The organism is Streptomyces sp. NPDC008001, from assembly GCF_042958085.1.
Lineage (GTDB): Bacteria > Actinomycetota > Actinomycetes > Streptomycetales > Streptomycetaceae > Streptomyces.
The window spans coordinates 19,975-35,892 of the sequence record NZ_JBIBIZ010000014.1 but is presented as its reverse complement, the minus strand read 5'-3'; the positions used below and the strand labels follow the sequence as shown (position 1 = coordinate 35,892).

14 protein-coding genes are annotated in these 15,918 nt (G+C 71.7%); 12 read left to right on the top strand and 2 right to left on the bottom strand.

From position 1 onward, the window contains the following. Positions 1–47 precede the first annotated feature (47 nt). Both ACFZCD_RS31560 and ACFZCD_RS31555 read right to left on the bottom strand, forming a co-directional pair. Positions 48–1,076, bottom strand: a complete 1,029-nt coding sequence (locus ACFZCD_RS31560; protein ID WP_391836484.1) for a winged helix-turn-helix domain-containing protein — start codon at positions 1,074–1,076, stop codon at positions 48–50. Positions 1,077–1,463: 387 nt separating this feature from the next. Next, the gene (locus tag ACFZCD_RS31555) at positions 1,464–2,306 is read right to left on the bottom strand and encodes a C40 family peptidase (protein ID WP_391836483.1); all 843 of its coding nucleotides are present in this window, start codon (positions 2,304–2,306) and stop codon (positions 1,464–1,466) included. 729 nt (positions 2,307–3,035) lie between these two features. On the opposite strand from ACFZCD_RS31555, the gene ACFZCD_RS31550 reads away from it, so the two are divergent. The 12 genes from ACFZCD_RS31550 (at position 3,036) to nuoL (ending at position 15,917) form a co-directional block, all read left to right on the top strand. After that, positions 3,036–3,395 carry an NADH-quinone oxidoreductase subunit A gene (locus ACFZCD_RS31550; protein ID WP_030368484.1) on the top strand — a complete coding sequence of 120 codons (360 nt, stop codon included), beginning with the start codon at positions 3,036–3,038 and terminating at the stop codon, positions 3,393–3,395. A 10-nt stretch (positions 3,396–3,405) separates the two neighbouring features. Then, positions 3,406–3,960 carry a NuoB/complex I 20 kDa subunit family protein gene (locus ACFZCD_RS31545; RefSeq protein ID WP_391836482.1) on the top strand — a complete coding sequence of 185 codons (555 nt, stop codon included), beginning with the start codon at positions 3,406–3,408 and terminating at the stop codon, positions 3,958–3,960. Next, positions 3,957–4,721 carry an NADH-quinone oxidoreductase subunit C gene (locus tag ACFZCD_RS31540; protein WP_391836481.1) on the top strand — a complete coding sequence of 255 codons (765 nt, stop codon included), beginning with the start codon at positions 3,957–3,959 and terminating at the stop codon, positions 4,719–4,721. Before ACFZCD_RS31545 ends, ACFZCD_RS31540 begins: the two co-directional genes overlap by 4 nt. Continuing rightward, positions 4,721–6,043: an NADH-quinone oxidoreductase subunit D gene (locus ACFZCD_RS31535; RefSeq protein WP_391836480.1), complete on the top strand. Its 1,323-nt coding sequence runs from the start codon at positions 4,721–4,723 to the stop codon at positions 6,041–6,043. Before ACFZCD_RS31540 ends, ACFZCD_RS31535 begins: the two co-directional genes overlap by 1 nt. Positions 6,044–6,155: 112 nt before the next feature. Beyond that, positions 6,156–6,977: an NADH-quinone oxidoreductase subunit NuoE gene (gene nuoE, locus ACFZCD_RS31530; RefSeq protein WP_391836531.1), complete on the top strand. Its 822-nt coding sequence runs from the start codon at positions 6,156–6,158 to the stop codon at positions 6,975–6,977. Continuing rightward, entirely contained in the window at positions 6,974–8,335 is a 1,362-nt protein-coding gene (gene nuoF / locus ACFZCD_RS31525; RefSeq protein WP_391836479.1) for an NADH-quinone oxidoreductase subunit NuoF, read from the top strand. Before nuoE ends, nuoF begins: the two co-directional genes overlap by 4 nt. After that, positions 8,332–10,839 carry an NADH-quinone oxidoreductase subunit G gene (locus tag ACFZCD_RS31520; protein WP_391836478.1) on the top strand — a complete coding sequence of 836 codons (2,508 nt, stop codon included), beginning with the start codon at positions 8,332–8,334 and terminating at the stop codon, positions 10,837–10,839. Before nuoF ends, ACFZCD_RS31520 begins: the two co-directional genes overlap by 4 nt. After that, a complete protein-coding gene (gene nuoH / locus ACFZCD_RS31515; RefSeq protein WP_391836477.1) occupies positions 10,839–12,206 on the top strand; it encodes an NADH-quinone oxidoreductase subunit NuoH in 1,368 nt (455 codons plus the stop codon). Before ACFZCD_RS31520 ends, nuoH begins: the two co-directional genes overlap by 1 nt. Before the next feature lie 5 nt (positions 12,207–12,211). Further along, on the top strand, positions 12,212–12,823 hold the full coding sequence (gene nuoI / locus ACFZCD_RS31510) for an NADH-quinone oxidoreductase subunit NuoI (protein WP_391836476.1): 612 nt from the start codon (positions 12,212–12,214) through the stop codon (positions 12,821–12,823). Then, entirely contained in the window at positions 12,820–13,668 is an 849-nt protein-coding gene (locus tag ACFZCD_RS31505; protein WP_391836475.1) for an NADH-quinone oxidoreductase subunit J, read from the top strand. The genes nuoI and ACFZCD_RS31505 overlap by 4 nt, the downstream gene beginning before the upstream one ends. After that, a complete protein-coding gene (gene nuoK / locus ACFZCD_RS31500; protein ID WP_391836474.1) occupies positions 13,665–13,964 on the top strand; it encodes an NADH-quinone oxidoreductase subunit NuoK in 300 nt (99 codons plus the stop codon). The genes ACFZCD_RS31505 and nuoK overlap by 4 nt, the downstream gene beginning before the upstream one ends. A gap of 12 nt (positions 13,965–13,976) precedes the next feature. Beyond that, the gene (nuoL, locus tag ACFZCD_RS31495) at positions 13,977–15,917 is read left to right on the top strand and encodes an NADH-quinone oxidoreductase subunit L (protein WP_391836473.1); all 1,941 of its coding nucleotides are present in this window, start codon (positions 13,977–13,979) and stop codon (positions 15,915–15,917) included. The last annotated feature ends 1 nt before the right edge of the window (position 15,918 follow it).

Below are 15,918 nucleotides of genomic sequence, written 5' to 3'. Positions count from 1 at the left end.
GCGGGTTCCACCCTTCGGGTGACTTCCGCGGAGCGCCCGGAGCGGGGCTACGTGACCCCGTTCAGCAGCGCCTGCCCGAGCGGCGTGAGCGTGTGGTGCACGGAGGGCCCGTTGCGGCGGGTGGTGAGGAGCCCCGCTTCCCGCAGGACGGTCGCGTGCTCGCTCGCCGAGGCCGGGGAGACCCCGGCGCGGCGGGCGAGCTGCGCGGTGCTGCCGCCGTCCGCGGCGGCGTCCAGCACGCGGGCGCGGGTGCGGCCCAGCAGGGCGGTCAGCCGCGCCATGTCGCCGGCGCCGCGCTCGGCGGGGCCCGTGAGCACCGTCTGGTAGGCGGTGAGGTCGATGGCGACGGGATAGCAGAGGTCGATGGGCGCCTCGGGGTCCGCGCTGTGGGCCCGCGCCGTGGGGTGCGGCCAGAAGAACGAGGGCGTGAGCGTCAGGCCGCGGCCCGCCAGGTGCACGTCGTGGAAGTCCCGGTGGAAGCCCTCGTTGTGCATGCAGGGCACGTGCAGCACGGGCGACTCCCAGCGCACCGTGGGGTGCAGGGTGGCCAGGAGGTGCTCCACGCCCTGCTCCGCCGCGGTGCGGGTCCGGCGCGTGCGGTCGGCCCGGACGCAGGCGGTCACCTGCGACCAGTAGGGCGCGAGGGCGGTGTCGTAGTACGAGCGGAAGGCGTGGTCGACGGTCCGGGCTGCCGGGCGGTCGGCGGTGTGCAGGTCGCCGAACCAGCGGGGCACGGGGCGGTGGTCCAGCGCGCACTCCAGCTCGGCCGTCCAGACCTTCTGCGGCAGGGCCCACACGGACTCCAGGCTCTCCGCCAGGGTGGAGGCCCCGTCCTCGGCGTGCAGGAACGCCTCCGGGAGGTACTCGCCCATGTTCGCCGGGGCCAGCTCCAGCAGGGGCCGCATGACGGGGCTGAGGCTGCGCTGCGTGCGCTGCCGCCAGCCGTCGAGGGCGATCCCGCCCATCCAGCGGTTCTGCAGCACGGGCAGGCTCAGCGCCGCCTCCGCCAGCGGGTCGGGGCCCGGCGCGAGGCGCACCCTGCCGAGGTCGTCCGGACCGAAGTGGATGCGGAGCACGACGACCGACGGTAGCGCGCGGCCGGTATCGGCCGGATGGCCGGAACCGGACAACTTCGCGGCGGATCCCGGCCACGCGTCCGGATTCGGTCCCCGCCGAAGGGCTTTGTCCCGCCGGGGGCGGTGCTTGCAGACTTCACCTACCGGGGCGGGCGCCTCTCCAGCGGCTCGGATCGCCCGTCCCGGTGTCGGGGGAGAGGCCGGGGAGTCCTGGGGAAGACGGGGGCCGCAGGGCGTCCGGCCGGCAGCCGCGCCGCGGGCCGTGCGGGGGACACGGCCGGTGGCGGGCATGGCGAAGGGCCGCCGTCCCGAGCGGTGGGACGGCGGCCCTTCGTGCGTTTCCGGTGGCGTGCCCGGCCTCCCGGGGCCCTGCCGGGCCCGGCGGGCCTACAGGACGCGGACGGCGCCGGTGGGCGGGGAGTAGCTCATGTCGCGCTCGACGATGCCCGTGCTCGGGTTCTGCGCGCCGATGAACTTGCCGCCGCCGACGTACACGGCCACGTGGTACGCGCTGCCCGCGGGGCCCCAGTACAGGATGTCGCCCACCTGCAGGTTGCTCATCGAGACCTGGGTGCCGGCCGTCGACTGGTCCTGCGAGACGCGCGGCAGGCTGATGCCGATCTGGTTGTAGGCCGCCATGACCAGGCCGGAGCAGTCGTAGGAGGACGGGCCGGTGGTGCCCATCACGTACGCCTTGCCGAGCTGGGCCTCCAGGAAGGAGACCAGGGTGGCGGTGGAGCCGGTCGCGCCGTGCGAGGAGGACGAGGCGGCCGTGGCCGCGTCCTCGGAGGTCTGGGCGGCGGACTTGGTGCTGAGGCTCTTGCGCTCGGTGGCGCGGGAGGCGCGGTCCGCCTCCTCCTTCTCGCGCTTCTCCTTGGCCTCGGCGGCCTTGCGCTCCGCCTCCGCCTTGCGCTGGGCCTCGTCCGCGGCCTTCTTGGCGGCGGCCTCGACCTTGCTCGTGGCCTCGTCCTGCTGCGCGCGGTCCTGGAAGTCGAAGGACGTCTGCTGGGTGGCCGCCGCGCTCTGCGCGATGGACGTGGCCAGGGCCGCGTTCACCGCGGGCATCTCGACGGTCGACTCGACGGGCTTCTCGGCGGCACCGGCGGAACCGGCGCCGGCCACGGCCAGGGTGCTGAGGACGCCACCGGCAACACCAGTGCGGACGACCCACGACTGGGTGGCCGTACGACGGGGCTTCCGGTGGCTGGTTATGTGCGCGTTGGGGGACATGGGACAACGGACTATCAGTACGCGCAGGTTGAGTTCAATAAAGGTGACGTGCGTCACAATTGGCGTGTACGCGCTCAGAATTCGGGCATTTGATCACGGGAACATCACGGTGCCCGATCACCCGCCGAGCCTCATCAGCCGCCTCAGCATGGGGTTTTGGCCATCGACCAAGATCGGCGATGGTCATATCACCATCACGGCTCGCGTGTCGAGGCTACCCACGAAAACCGGTCCGTGAACCTCCTGTCGCGTGGCGCAGCTCACGTCCCCGCCGCCCCGCCCGGGGCCCTCGTGAACGCGGGCACGGGTCGCGCCGCGGACGCGCGCCGCGGCCGATGCCGGATCAGCCGGCGGCCGCCCTATAGCAGTTGACCCCACCCCTTGCCAATTTGCGTGCACGACTCGTTTTTTGATAGTGCGATACCCCTCTGACCAGGCGCCGGACGACCAAATGTCACCCCTGGTGATCACTTGGGCGCTTCGTGTACGAAGATCGCCGCTCATCCGACTTGATGATCGTTCGTCAGGTGGTGGAGATCACAAACGCGGGTGCGTACCCCGTGTCGCAGATCACAGACCGGCGGGCATAGGATGCAATCGACCCGGGCTTGTGAACTGCCTCACATATCGGTGATCTTCGCGGTGATCTCCGGTGGCCCGCAGGGGCGGTGCGCCCGGCCGGGTCCGGTCCATCCGGCAGTCAGCGTCGACTGGAAGGAGCGAGGAGCGGTGAACGCCTACGCGCCCATCCTCGTACTGGGAGCCCTCGGGGCAGGCTTCGCGATCTTCTCCGTGGTCATGGCCTCGATCGTCGGGCCCAAGAGGTACAACCGCGCCAAGCTCGAGGCCTACGAGTGCGGTATCGAGCCCACCCCGCAGCCCGCGGGCGGCGGGCGCTTCCCGATCAAGTACTACCTGACGGCGATGCTTTTCATCGTCTTCGACATCGAGATCGTCTTCCTCTACCCCTGGGCCGTCACCTTCGACGCCCTGGGTCTGTTCGGGCTCGTGGAGATGCTCCTCTTCGTGCTCACCGTCTTCGTCGCCTACGCCTACGTCTGGCGCCGCGGCGGCCTGGAATGGGACTAGGGGGCACCACATGGGACTCGAGGAGAAGCTGCCCAGCGGCTTCGCGCTGACCACCGTCGAGCAGGCCGCCGGCTGGGTCCGCAAGTCGTCCGTCTTCCCGGCGACCTTCGGCCTGGCCTGCTGCGCCATCGAGATGATGACCACCGGCGCCGGCCGCTACGACCTGGCCCGCTTCGGCATGGAGGTCTTCCGCGGCTCGCCCCGCCAGGCCGATCTGATGATCGTCGCCGGCCGGGTCAGCCAGAAGATGGCCCCCGTCCTGCGCCAGGTCTACGACCAGATGCCCAACCCCAAGTGGGTGATCTCCATGGGCGTCTGCGCCTCCAGCGGCGGCATGTTCAACAACTACGCGATCGTCCAGGGCGTCGACCACATCGTGCCGGTCGACATCTATCTGCCCGGCTGCCCGCCGCGCCCCGAGATGCTGATGGACGCGATCTTGAAGCTCCACAAGAAGATCCAGGGCGAGAAGCTCGGGCCGCACCGCGAGGAGGCCGACCGCGAGGCGGAGGAAGCGGCCCTCAAGGCGCTGCCCCTGATCGAGATGAAGGGGCTGCTGCGATGAGCGACCCGCACGCCGACGGCGTGAACCCCGACAAGGACCTCAGCGCCCAGAACCTCCCCGGCCAGCGCGGCGACCACGGCGAGACGATCCGCGTCCAGCGCGGCATGTTCGGCGCCCGCAACGGTGGCGACACCTCCGGCTACGGCGGCCTGGTGCGCACCGTCCGGCTGCCGGGCGAGGCCACGCGCCCGTACGGCGGCCCACGCGGCGGAGGCGCATATGGAAGCTTCGACGAGGTGGCGGACGAGCTGGAAGGCGCCCTGGAGGAACAGGGCCTCCTCCCGGAGAACGCGATCGAGAAGACCGTCGTCGACCGCGGCGAGCTCACCTTCCACATCGCCCGCGAGCACCTGCCCCGCGTCGCCCGCACCCTCCGCGACGACCCGGCGCTCCGCTTCGAGCTGTGCACGGGCGTGAGCGGAGTGCACTTCCCCGAGGACAAGGGCCGCGAGCTGCACGCGGTCTACCACCTGCGCTCGATCACCCACAACCGGCTGATCCGGCTGGAGGTGAGCGTCCCCGACGCCGACCCGCACCTGCCGTCGGTCGTGGACGTCTATCCGACCAACGACTGGCACGAGCGCGAGGCCTACGACTTTTTCGGCCTCGTCTTCGACGGCCACCCCGCGCTCACGCGGATCATGATGCCGGACGACTGGCAGGGCTTCCCGCAGCGCAAGGACTACCCCCTCGGCGGCATCCCCGTCGAGTACAAGGGCGCCCGGATCCCGGCTCCGGACGAGCGGAGGTCGTACAGCTGATGAGCGCATCACAGGCAAGCCCGCGCGAGACCACGGAAGGCACCGTCTACACCGTCACCGGCGGCGACTGGGACGAGCTGGCGGCCGCCGCCGAACAGGCCGACGACGAGCGCATCATCGTCAACATGGGTCCGCAGCACCCGTCCACCCACGGAGTGCTCCGCCTGATCCTGGAGATCGACGGCGAGACCGTCACCGAGGCCCGCTGCGGCATCGGCTACCTCCACACCGGCATCGAGAAGAACCTCGAATACCGGACGTGGACGCAGGGCACCACCTTCGTCACGCGCATGGATTACCTGACGCCGTTCTTCAACGAGACGGCGTACTGCCTGGGCGTGGAGAAGCTGCTGGGCATCGAGGAGCAGATCCCCGACCGCGCCTCGGTCATCCGCGTCCTGCTGATGGAGCTGAACCGCATCTCCTCGCACCTGGTGTGCATCGCCACGGGCGGCATGGAGCTCGGCGCCACCACGATCATGATCTACGGCTTCCGGGACCGCGAGCTCGTCCTCGACATCTACGAGCTGATCACCGGCCTGCGCATGAACCACGCCTACGTCCGCCCCGGCGGCCTCGCGCAGGACCTGCCGCCCGGTGCCGTGGACCAGGTGCGCGCCTTCGTGAAGAAGATGCGCAAGAACCTTCCGGAGTACGACAAGCTCGCCACCGGCAACCCCATCTTCAAGGGCCGCCTCCAGGACATCGGCCACCTCGACCTGGCCGGCTGCATGGCCCTCGGCGCGACCGGCCCCATCCTGCGCGCCACCGGCCTCCCGCACGACCTGCGCAAGGCCCAGCCCTACTGCGGCTACGAGACCTACGACTTCGCGGTGCCGACCGCCGACACCTGCGACGCGTACGGGCGCTTCCTCATCCGCATCGAGGAGATGCACGAGTCCCTGCGGATCATCGAGCAGTGCCTGGACCGGCTGGCGCCCGGCCCGGTCATGGTCGCCGACAAGAAGATCGCCTGGCCCGCGCAGCTGGCCCTCGGCCCCGACGGCCTCGGCAACTCCCTCGACCACATCAAGAAGATCATGGGCACCTCCATGGAGGCCCTGATCCACCACTTCAAGCTGGTCACGGAGGGCTTCCGGGTGCCGCCCGGCCAGGTCTACGCGGCGGTCGAGTCGCCCAAGGGCGAGCTGGGCGTCCACATCGTGAGCGACGGCGGCACCCGCCCGTACCGCGTCCACTTCCGCGACCCGTCCTTCACCAACCTGCAGTCCATGGCGGCGATGTGCGAGGGCGGCCAGGTGGCCGACGTGATCGTCGCGGTGGCGTCCATCGACCCCGTGATGGGAGGCGTCGACCGGTGAGCGTCGCACACGCGGCCGCCGGGCCGCAGACGGACACGATGCCCGCACCTCTGCGCCGCGTGGGCGGAGAAGCGAACGAGGAGGCGCAGTGACGCACGACGTACAGCTGGGGATGCCCGCGCTCCCGGCGCCGGACTTTCCCCCCGAGGTCCGGGAGCGGCTCGACGCCGACGCCCGGGAGGTGATCGCCCGCTATCCGGACAGCCGGAGCGCCCTGCTGCCGCTGCTCCACCTCGTCCAGGCCGAGGAGGGCCACGTCACCCGCACCGGCCTGCGCTACTGCGCCGAGACGCTCGGCCTGACCAGCGCCGAGGTCACGGCGGTCGCCACCTTCTACACCATGTACCGGCGCGAGCCGGGCGGCGAGTACCAGGTGGGGGTGTGCACCAACACCCTGTGCGCGGTGATGGGCGGCGACGCGATCTTCGAGGGGCTGCGCCGCCACCTCGGCGTGGACAACGGCGGCACCACCCCCGACGGCAAGATCACCCTTGAGCACGTCGAGTGCAACGCCGCCTGCGACTTCGCGCCCGTCGTGATGGTCAACTGGGAGTTCTTCGACAACCAGACCGTCGAGAGCGCCAAGGCCCTCGTCGACGACCTGCGCGCGGGCCGCCCCGCCGAGCCGACCCGCGGCGCCCCGCTCTGCACCTTCCGGGAGACCTCCCGGATCCTCGCCGGCTTCCCCGACCCCCGCCCGGGCGCGGTCGACGCGAGCGGCGGCGCGGGCCCGGCCTCGCTGGCGGGCCTCCGGCTGGCCAAGGGCGAGCGGCCCGGAGCGGCGGCCCGCGTGGGACCGCCGCGCGGCGCCCCGCCGGCCACCGCCCCCGGCCACCCGGAAGAGCACCTCAGCTCCCACGACGCGCCGCAAGAGACGTCCGCCTCGGACCCCGGTCACCCCGCGGGCCCGGTCACCGAGGAGGGGGAGGGATGACCATGGCACCAGCGATGGGGGAGACGAGCCCGGAGAAGCTGCTCGCACCCGTGCTCTCCGCGTTCTGGGACGAGCCGCGCTCCTGGACGCTGGAGACCTACCTGCGCCACGACGGCTACCAGGGCGCGCGCAAGGCGCTCGCGATGGACCCCGACGACGTGATCGCCTACGTGAAGGACTCGGGGCTGCGCGGCCGCGGCGGCGCGGGCTTCCCGACCGGGATGAAGTGGCAGTTCATCCCGCAGGGCGACGGCAAGCCGCACTACCTCGTGGTCAACGCGGACGAGTCCGAGCCGGGCGCCTGCAAGGACATCCCGCTCCTCTTCGCCGCCCCGCACACCCTCATCGAGGGCATCCTGATCGCCTGCCACGCGATCCGCTCGAACCGGGCGTTCATCTATCTGCGCGGCGAGGTCGTGCCCGTGCTGCGCAGGCTGCACGAGGCCGTGCGCGAGGCCTACGCCGCGGGCTACCTCGGCACGAACGTCCTCGGCTCCGGCCTGGACCTGGAGCTGACCGTGCACGCGGGCGCGGGCGCGTACATCTGCGGCGAGGAGACCGCCCTCCTCGACTCGCTGGAGGGCCGCCGCGGCCAGCCCCGGCTCCGGCCGCCCTTCCCCGCCGTCGCCGGCCTCTACGCCTGCCCCACCGTCGTGAACAACGTGGAGTCCATCGCGTCCGTTCCCGCGATCCTCCACCGGGGCAAGGAGTGGTTCCGTTCGATGGGCACCGAAAAGTGCCCCGGCTTCACGCTCTACTCGCTCTCCGGGCACGTCGCCCACCCCGGCCAGTACGAGGCGCCGATGGGCATCACGCTGCGCCAGCTGCTCGACATGAGCGGCGGCATGCGCCCCGGCCACCGGCTGAAGTTCTGGACGCCGGGCGGCTCCTCCAGCCCGATGTTCACCGCCGAACAGCTCGACGTGCCGCTGGACTTCGACAGCGTGGGCGCGGCCGGCTCGCTGCTGGGCACCAAGTCGCTGCAGTGCTTCGACGAGACGACGTGCGTGGTGCGCGCGGTCACCCGCTGGACGGAGTTCTACGCGCACGAGTCGTGCGGCAAGTGCACCCCCTGCCGCGAGGGCACGTACTGGCTGGTCCAGCTGCTGCGCGACATCGAGGCCGGCAAGGGCCGCAAGTCCGACCTCGACAAGCTCGCCGACATCTCCGACAACATCAACGGCAAGTCGTTCTGCGCCCTCGGCGACGGCGCCGCGGCGCCCATCCTCTCCTCGCTGCAGCACTTCCGCGCGGAGTACGAGCAGCACATCACGGGCAAGGGCTGCCCCTTCGACCCCTCGAAGTCGACGCTGTGGGCCGACGGCCCGCAGAACTTCCCCCTGGAGGTGAACGCGTGACGGTCACGACGTCTGCCCCCTCCGGAGGAGGGGGCGCCGAGCCGCCGCCGGAGGACCTCGTCTCCCTCACCATCGACGGCGCCGCGATCTCCGTCCCCAAGGGGACGCTGGTCATCCGCGCCGCGGAGCTGCTGGGCATCGAGATCCCCCGCTTCTGCGACCACCCGCTGCTCGATCCGGCCGGCGCCTGCCGGCAGTGCATCGTGGAGGTGGAGGGCCAGCGCAAGCCGATGGCGTCCTGCACCATCACCTGCACCGACGGCATGGTCGTCAGAACGCAGCTGACCTCGCCCGTCGCCGAGAAGGCGCAGCGCGGCGTGATGGAGCTGCTGCTGATCAACCACCCGCTGGACTGCCCCGTCTGCGACAAGGGCGGCGAGTGCCCCCTGCAGAACCAGGCGATGTCGGCGGGGCAGGCGGACACCCGCTTCGAGGGCCGCAAGCGCACCTTCGAGAAGCCGGTGCCGATCTCCCCGCAGGTGCTGCTGGACCGCGAGCGGTGCGTGCTGTGCGCGCGCTGCACGCGCTTCTCCCAGCAGATCGCGGGAGACCCGATGATCGAGCTGCTGGAGCGCGGGGCGCTGCAGCAGGTCGGCACGGGCGAGGGCGTGCCCTTCGAGTCGTACTTCTCGGGCAACACCATCCAGATCTGCCCGGTGGGGGCGCTGACCTCGGCGGCGTACCGCTTCCGTTCGCGCCCCTTCGACCTGGTGTCGTCGCCGTCGGTGTGCGAGCACTGCGCGGGCGGCTGCGCGCTGCGGACGGACCACCGGCGCGGCAAGGTGATGCGCCGCCTGGCCGCCGACGACCCGGAGGTCAACGAGGAGTGGGTGTGCGACAAGGGCCGCTTCGCGTTCCGCTACGCACAGCGGCCGGAGCGGTTCACCCACCCGCTGGTGCGCGGCGCCGGAGGCGTCCTCGAACCGGCGAGCTGGCCGGAGGCCCTGGAGGCCGCGGGCCGGGGGCTGGCGGCGGCGCGGGGCAGGGCGGGCGTCCTGACCGGCGGCCGGCTGACGGTCGAGGACGCCTACGCGTACGCCAAGTTCGCGCGGGTGGCGCTCGACACGCACGACGTCGACTTCCGGGCCCGGGTGCACAGCGGTGAGGAGGCCGACTTCCTGGCCGCCCGCGTCGCCGGCCGGGGCCGCGACCTGGACGGTTCCGGCGTCACCTACGCGGCGCTGGAGAAGGCCCCGGCGGTCCTGCTGGCGGGCTTCGAGGCGGAGGAGGAGGCGCCCGGCGTCTTCCTGCGGCTGCGCAAGGCCTGGCGCAAGCACGGGCAGCGCGTCTTCGCGCTCGCCACGCACGCCAGCCGCGGCCTGGAGAAGGCCGGCGGCACGCTGCTGCCCGCCGCGCCCGGCACCGAGACGGAGTGGCTGCGGGCGCTGGCCGGCGCCCCCGGAGCGGACGCCGGGGTGGCGGCCGCGGCCGAGGCCCTGCGCGCAGGCGGGGCAGTGATCGTCGTCGGCGAGCGGCTCGCGGGCGTGCCCGGTGCGCTGACGGCCGCCGTCGCGGCGGCCGCGGCGACGGGCGCGCAGCTGGTGTGGATCCCGCGCCGGGCCGGGGAGCGGGGCGCGGTCGAGGCGGGGGCCCTGCCGGGGCTGCTGCCCGGCGGCCGCCCGGCCACCGACCCGCGGGCGCGGGAGGAGACCGCGGCCGCCTGGGGCGTGTCCGGTCTGCCGCGCAGCCCGGGCCGGGACACCGGCGAGATCGTGGAGGCGGCGGCCCGGGGCGAACTGGGCGCCCTGCTGGTGGGTGGCGTCGAGGTCGCGGACCTGCCCGACCCGGCACGCGCGCGTGAAGCGCTGGACGCCGTCGGCTTCCTGGTCAGCCTGGAGCAGCGGCCGAGCGAGGTGTCGGACCGGGCGGACGTCGTCCTGCCGGTCGCGGCCGTCGTGGAGAAGGCGGGCACGTTCCTCAACTGGGAGGGCCGGGCCCGGCCGTTCGAGGTCGCGATCAAGCCCGACCAGCTGCCGCGCCGCCACGTCCCCGCGGACGCCCGGGTGCTGCACATGCTGGCCGACGCCATGGGCATCGGGCTGGGCCTGCCGGACGTGGACGCCGTGCGCGCGGAGCTGCGCCGCCTCGGCCCCTGGGACGGGGCGCACGCCGCGGACCCGGTGGAGGCCGGCCGGCCGCTGCCGCAGCCCGCCGCGGGCGAGGCGGTGCTCGCGGGCCACCGGATGCTGCTGGACCAGGGCCGCCTGCAGGACGGCGACGACGCCCTCGCCGCCACGCGGCACGCGGCGCTCGCCCGCCTGTCGCCCGCGACGGCCGCCGAGGCGGGCGTGCGCGACGGCGACCTGCTGGCGGTGACGGGCCCCGGCGGAACGGTACGGCTGCCGCTGCGCGTGACGGCCATGCCGGACCGCGTGGTGTGGCTGCCGCTGAACTCGGCGGGCGGTGGTGTCGCCGGGGACACGGGCGCGCGCCCCGGCGAGCTCGTACGGATCGGGGCGGATCCCGGTGAGGGCACCGGGACCGGGACACCGGAGGCACGGTAGTGAAGACTGTCGAGGCTTACAGCCTGAGCGAGCTGGCCGCCGGGGACCTCTCGGTGTTCGGCCGGGACCCGTGGTGGCTGATCGTCGTGAAGGCGGTCTTCTGCTTCGCGTTCGTCATGCTGACCGTGCTGTTCTCGATCGTCTGGGAGCGCAAGGTCGTCGCCTGGATGCAGCTGCGGATCGGCCCCAACCGGCACGGCCCGTGGGGGATGCTGCAGTCCCTCGCGGACGGCATCAAGCTGATGCTGAAAGAGGACGTGATCGTCAAGCGGGCGGACAAGGCGGTCTATCTGCTGGCCCCCGTCGTGGCGGCCGTCCCCGCGTTCATGGCGATCGCCGTGATCCCCTTCGGCCCCGCCGGGAACGAGATCTCGGTCTTCGGGCACCGCACGACGATGCAGCTCACGGACCTGCCGATCGGCGTGCTCTACATCCTCGCCACGGCCTCCGTGGGCATCTACGGCATCGTGCTCGCGGGCTGGTCGTCCGGCTCGACGTACCCGCTGCTGGGCGGCCTGCGCTCGTGCGCGCAGATGATCTCCTACGAGATCGCGATGGGCGTCTCCTTCGCCGCCGTCTTCCTCTACTCCGGGTCGATGTCGACCTCGGCGATCGTGGAGGCCCAGCACGACCGCTGGTACGTCCTGCTGCTGCCGGTCTCCTTCATCATCTACATCGTGGCGATGGTGGGGGAGACCAACCGGGCGCCGTTCGACCTGCCGGAGTCCGAGGGCGACCTCGTCGGCGGCTTCAACACCGAGTACTCCTCCATCAAGTTCGCGATGTTCATGCTGGCCGAGTACGTCAACATGGTGACCGTCTCGGCGGTGGCCGTGACGCTGTTCCTGGGCGGCTGGCGGGCCCCGTACCCGGTCTCGGCGTTCTGGGAGGGCGCGAACCACGGCTGGTGGCCGCTGCTCTGGTTCGTGATCAAGCTTCAGGTGCTGCTGTTCTTCTTCATCTGGCTGCGCGGCACGCTGCCGCGGCTGCGCTACGACCAGTTCATGAAGCTGGGCTGGAAGGTCCTCATCCCGGTCTCGATGGTGTGGCTGATGCTCGTCGCCTCGGTGCGGGCGCTGCGCAACGAGGACTACGACTTCCAGCGGATCGTGCTCTACGTCGGCGGCGCCGTCGTCGCGGTCCTGCTGCTCTCCTTCGTGGCGGACGTCTTCCGCAAGGGCGAGCGCGGCGACGGGGACGGGGAGGCCGCGCCGGAGCGGGAGTTCGACCCGGCGGGCGGCGGGTTCCCCGTGCCGCCGCTGCCCGGGCAGACCCTCCCGCCGGTGCCGCGCCGCAGGCCGCGCCGTGACGGAGAGCTCATTGTCAGTGGCGGGTCCGATACTGTGCGTGACGGAAAGGAGGGCTGACGGCGGTGACCAGCGAACCCGCGCGGGGCGATGCTCCCCGCGAGACCCCCCGCAATCCCGTGGCCGGCTTCGGCGTGACCTTCAAGGCCATGTTCAAGAAGCGGCTCACCGAGCAGTACCCGGAGTACAAGAAGCCCACGGCCCCCCGCTTCCACGGCCGCCACCAGCTCAACCGGCACCCGGACGGCCTGGAGAAGTGCATCGGCTGCGAGCTGTGCGCCTGGGCCTGCCCCGCCGACGCCATCTACGTGGAGGGCGCGGACAACAAGGCCGAGGAGCGGTATTCGCCCGGCGAGCGCTACGGCCGCGTCTACCAGATCAACTACCTCCGCTGCATCCTCTGCGGCCTGTGCGTCGAGGCGTGCCCCACCCGCGCCCTCACCATGACCAACGAGTACGAACTGGCCGACTCCAGCCGCGAATCCCTCATCTACACGAAGGAAGAGCTGCTCGCGGGCCTGGAGGAGGGCATGGTCGACACCCCGCACGCGATCTTCCCCGGCATGACCGAGCAGGACTACTACCGCGGCCTGGTGACCGAGGCCGCGCCCGGCACGGTCCGGCAGGCCGCCGTCTCCAAGGGCGAACGGCCCCAAGAGGAAGGGGCGGACGCGTGAGCCTCGCCGCCTCCCTGGCCGCCCCGGCCGCCTCCACGACGTCGACGGGCGAGGCGGTCCAGTTCTGGATCCTCGCCGTCGTCGCCGTCCTCGGGGCGCTGGGCGCCGTCCTGATGAAGAAGGCCGTGCACAGCGCCCTCTCGCTCGCCGGCACCATGATCGTCCTGGCGGTCTTCTACCTCGCCAACGGCGCCTACTTCCTGGGCGTCGTGCAGATCGTCGTCTACACCGGCGCGATCATGATGCTCTTCCTCTTCGTCGTCATGCTCGTGGGCGTCACCGCCGCCGACTCCCTCAAGGAGACCATCAAGGGCCAGCGGTGGCTCGCCGCCCTGTGCGTCCTCGGCTTCGGCATCCTGCTCACGGCCGGCATCTCCAACGCCGCCCTGAAGGACTGGAACGGCGTCGGCCGGGCCAACGCCGGCGGCAATGTGGAGGGGCTCGCCGCCCTCGTCTTCACCAAGTACGTCTTCGCCTTCGAGATCACCGGCGCCCTGCTGATCACCGCGGCCGTCGGCGCGATGGTCCTCACCCACCGCGAGCGCACCGAGCGCGCCGCCACCCAGCGCGAGCGCGCCGAGCAGCGCGTCCGCGAGGGCAAGCAGGTCACGCCGCTCCCGGCGCCCGGCGTCTACGCCCGGCACAACGCCGTCGACATCCCCGGCCTCCTCCCCGACGGCACCGTCTCCGACCTGACCGTCAGCCCCACCCTGCGCGCCCGCGGCCAGGTCCGCGACGTCTCGGGCGAGGCCCTGGAGGACCTCAAGGCCCTGGAGCAGCGCTCCAGCGACTGGCAGGAGCGGGGCCGCAGCGAGGACGCCGACGCGAGGGGGGCGAGCAAGTGAACCCGGTCAACTACCTCTATCTGGCGGTCCTGTTGTTCACCATCGGGGCGGCCGGCGTGCTCATCCGGCGGAACGCGATCGTCATCTTCATGTGCGTCGAGCTGATGCTGAACGCCTGCAACCTCGCGTTCGTCACCTTCGCCCGGCTGCACGGCAATCTCGACGGCCAGATCATCGCCTTCTTCACGATGGTCGTGGCCGCGGCCGAGGTCGTGATCGGCCTCGCCATCATCGTGACGATCTTCCGCTCCCGGCACTCGGCCTCGGTGGACGACGCCGGCCTGCTGAAGCTGTAAGGGGACGCTGACGTGGAGAACCTCATCGGATTGCTCGTCCTCGCGCCCCTGCTGGGAGCGGGCCTGCTGCTGTGCGGCGGGCAGCGGCTCGACCGGAGCGCCCCCTGGCTGGGCACGCTGCTCGCGGCCGTGTCGTTCGCGCTCGGCGCGGTGCTCTTCGCGGGCATGCTCGGCCGGAGCGGCGAGGACCGTGCCCTGGACGTCACGGTGTTCCAGTGGGTGCCGGTCGGCGGCTTCCGCGCGGACGTCGGCTTCCACCTCGACCAGCTGTCGATGACCTTCGTCCTGCTGATCACGGGCGTGGGCACGCTCATCCACCTCTACTCGGTGGGCTACATGGCCCACGACGAGCGCAAGCGGCGCTTCTTCGGCTATCTCAACCTCTTCCTCGCCGCGATGCTGCTGCTCGTCCTCGCCGACAACTACCTGCTCCTGTACGTGGGCTGGGAGGGCGTCGGCCTCGCCTCGTACCTGCTGATCGGCTTCTGGCAGCACAAGCCGAGCGCGGCCACCGCCGCCAAGAAGGCGTTCCTGGTCAACCGCGTCGGTGACATGGGGCTGTCGATCGCGATCATGCTGCTCTTCACCACGTTCGGCACCTTCGCCTTCGACCCCGTGCTGGACCGGGCGGGCGACGCGGGGGAGGGCAGGCTGACGGCCGTCGCGCTGATGCTGCTGCTCGCCGCCTGCGGCAAGTCGGCCCAGGTACCGCTGCAGTCCTGGCTCGGTGACGCGATGGAGGGCCCGACTCCGGTCTCCGCCCTCATCCACGCGGCGACGATGGTGACCGCCGGCGTCTATCTGATCGTCCGCTCCGGCGCGGTCTTCGACGCGGCGCCGGACGCCCAGACCGCCGTGGTCACGGTCGGCGCGGTCACGCTCCTCTTCGGTGCGATCGTCGGTTGCGCCAAGGACGACATCAAGAAGGCCCTGGCCGGCTCCACCATGTCCCAGATCGGGTACATGATCCTGGCCGCCGGGCTGGGCCCCGTCGGCTACGTCTTCGCGATCATGCACCTGGTGACGCACGGCTTCTTCAAGGCCGGGCTCTTCCTCGGCGCCGGGTCCGTCATGCACGGCATGAACGACGAGGTCGACATGCGCCGCTACGGCGGCCTGCGCAAGTACATGCCGGTCACGTTCGTCACCTTCGGTCTCGGCTACCTCGCCATCATCGGCTTCCCCGGCCTGTCCGGCTTCTTCTCCAAGGACAAGATCATCGAGGCCGCCTTCGCCAAGGGCGGCACCGAGGGCTGGATCCTCGGCGGCGCGGCCCTGCTGGGCGCGGCCATCACCGCGTACTACATGACACGAGTGATGCTCCTGACCTTCTTCGGCGAGGAGCGGTGGCGGCGGGCGCCCTCGCCGGACGAGCCGAGCGCCGAGCCGGCCGCGGAGACCCGGGGCGAGGGCGAGCTGCCCCACCCGCACGAGTCACCCAAGGTCATGACGATCCCGATGATCGTCCTGGCGGTGGGATCGGTCTTCGCCGGCGGCCTGTTCAGCATCAACGACGCCTTCCTGAAGTGGCTGGAGCCGGTCACCGGGCACGAGGAGGGCCACTCGCCCGTCAGTGCCCTCACCGTCACCGCCGCCACCATGGTCGTGCTCGTCATCGGCGTGGCCGTCGCCTGGCTGCAGTACGGCCGCAGGCCGGTCCCCGTCACGGCCCCCCGCGGCAGCCTCCTCACCCGGGCCGCCCGGCGGGACCTGCTGCAGGACGACTTCAACCACGTCGTGCTGGTCCGCGGCGGGGAGCACCTCACCCGCAGCCTGGTCTACGTCGACCACAGCCTGGTCGACGGCGTCGTCAACGGCACCGCCGCCTCGGTGGGCGGGCTGTCGGGCCGGATGCGCAAGCTGCAGAACGGCTACGCCCGTTCGTACGCGGTCTCGATGTTCGGCGGTGCGGCGGTGCTCATCGCCGCCACCCTGCTGATGAGGGCGGTTTGAT

Excerpts from the sequence above, each read along its gene's own strand:
- ACFZCD_RS31555 (WP_391836483.1), bottom strand. The coding sequence starts at position 2,306 with ATGTCCCCCAACGCGCACATAACCAGCCACCGGAAGCCCCGTCGTACG.
- ACFZCD_RS31545 (WP_391836482.1), top strand. The coding sequence starts at position 3,406 with ATGGGACTCGAGGAGAAGCTGCCCAGCGGCTTCGCGCTGACCACCGTC.
- ACFZCD_RS31540 (WP_391836481.1), top strand. The coding sequence starts at position 3,957 with ATGAGCGACCCGCACGCCGACGGCGTGAACCCCGACAAGGACCTCAGC.
- ACFZCD_RS31535 (WP_391836480.1), top strand. The coding sequence starts at position 4,721 with ATGAGCGCATCACAGGCAAGCCCGCGCGAGACCACGGAAGGCACCGTC.
- nuoE (WP_391836531.1), top strand. The coding sequence starts at position 6,156 with ATGCCCGCGCTCCCGGCGCCGGACTTTCCCCCCGAGGTCCGGGAGCGG.
- nuoF (WP_391836479.1), top strand. The coding sequence starts at position 6,974 with ATGACCATGGCACCAGCGATGGGGGAGACGAGCCCGGAGAAGCTGCTC.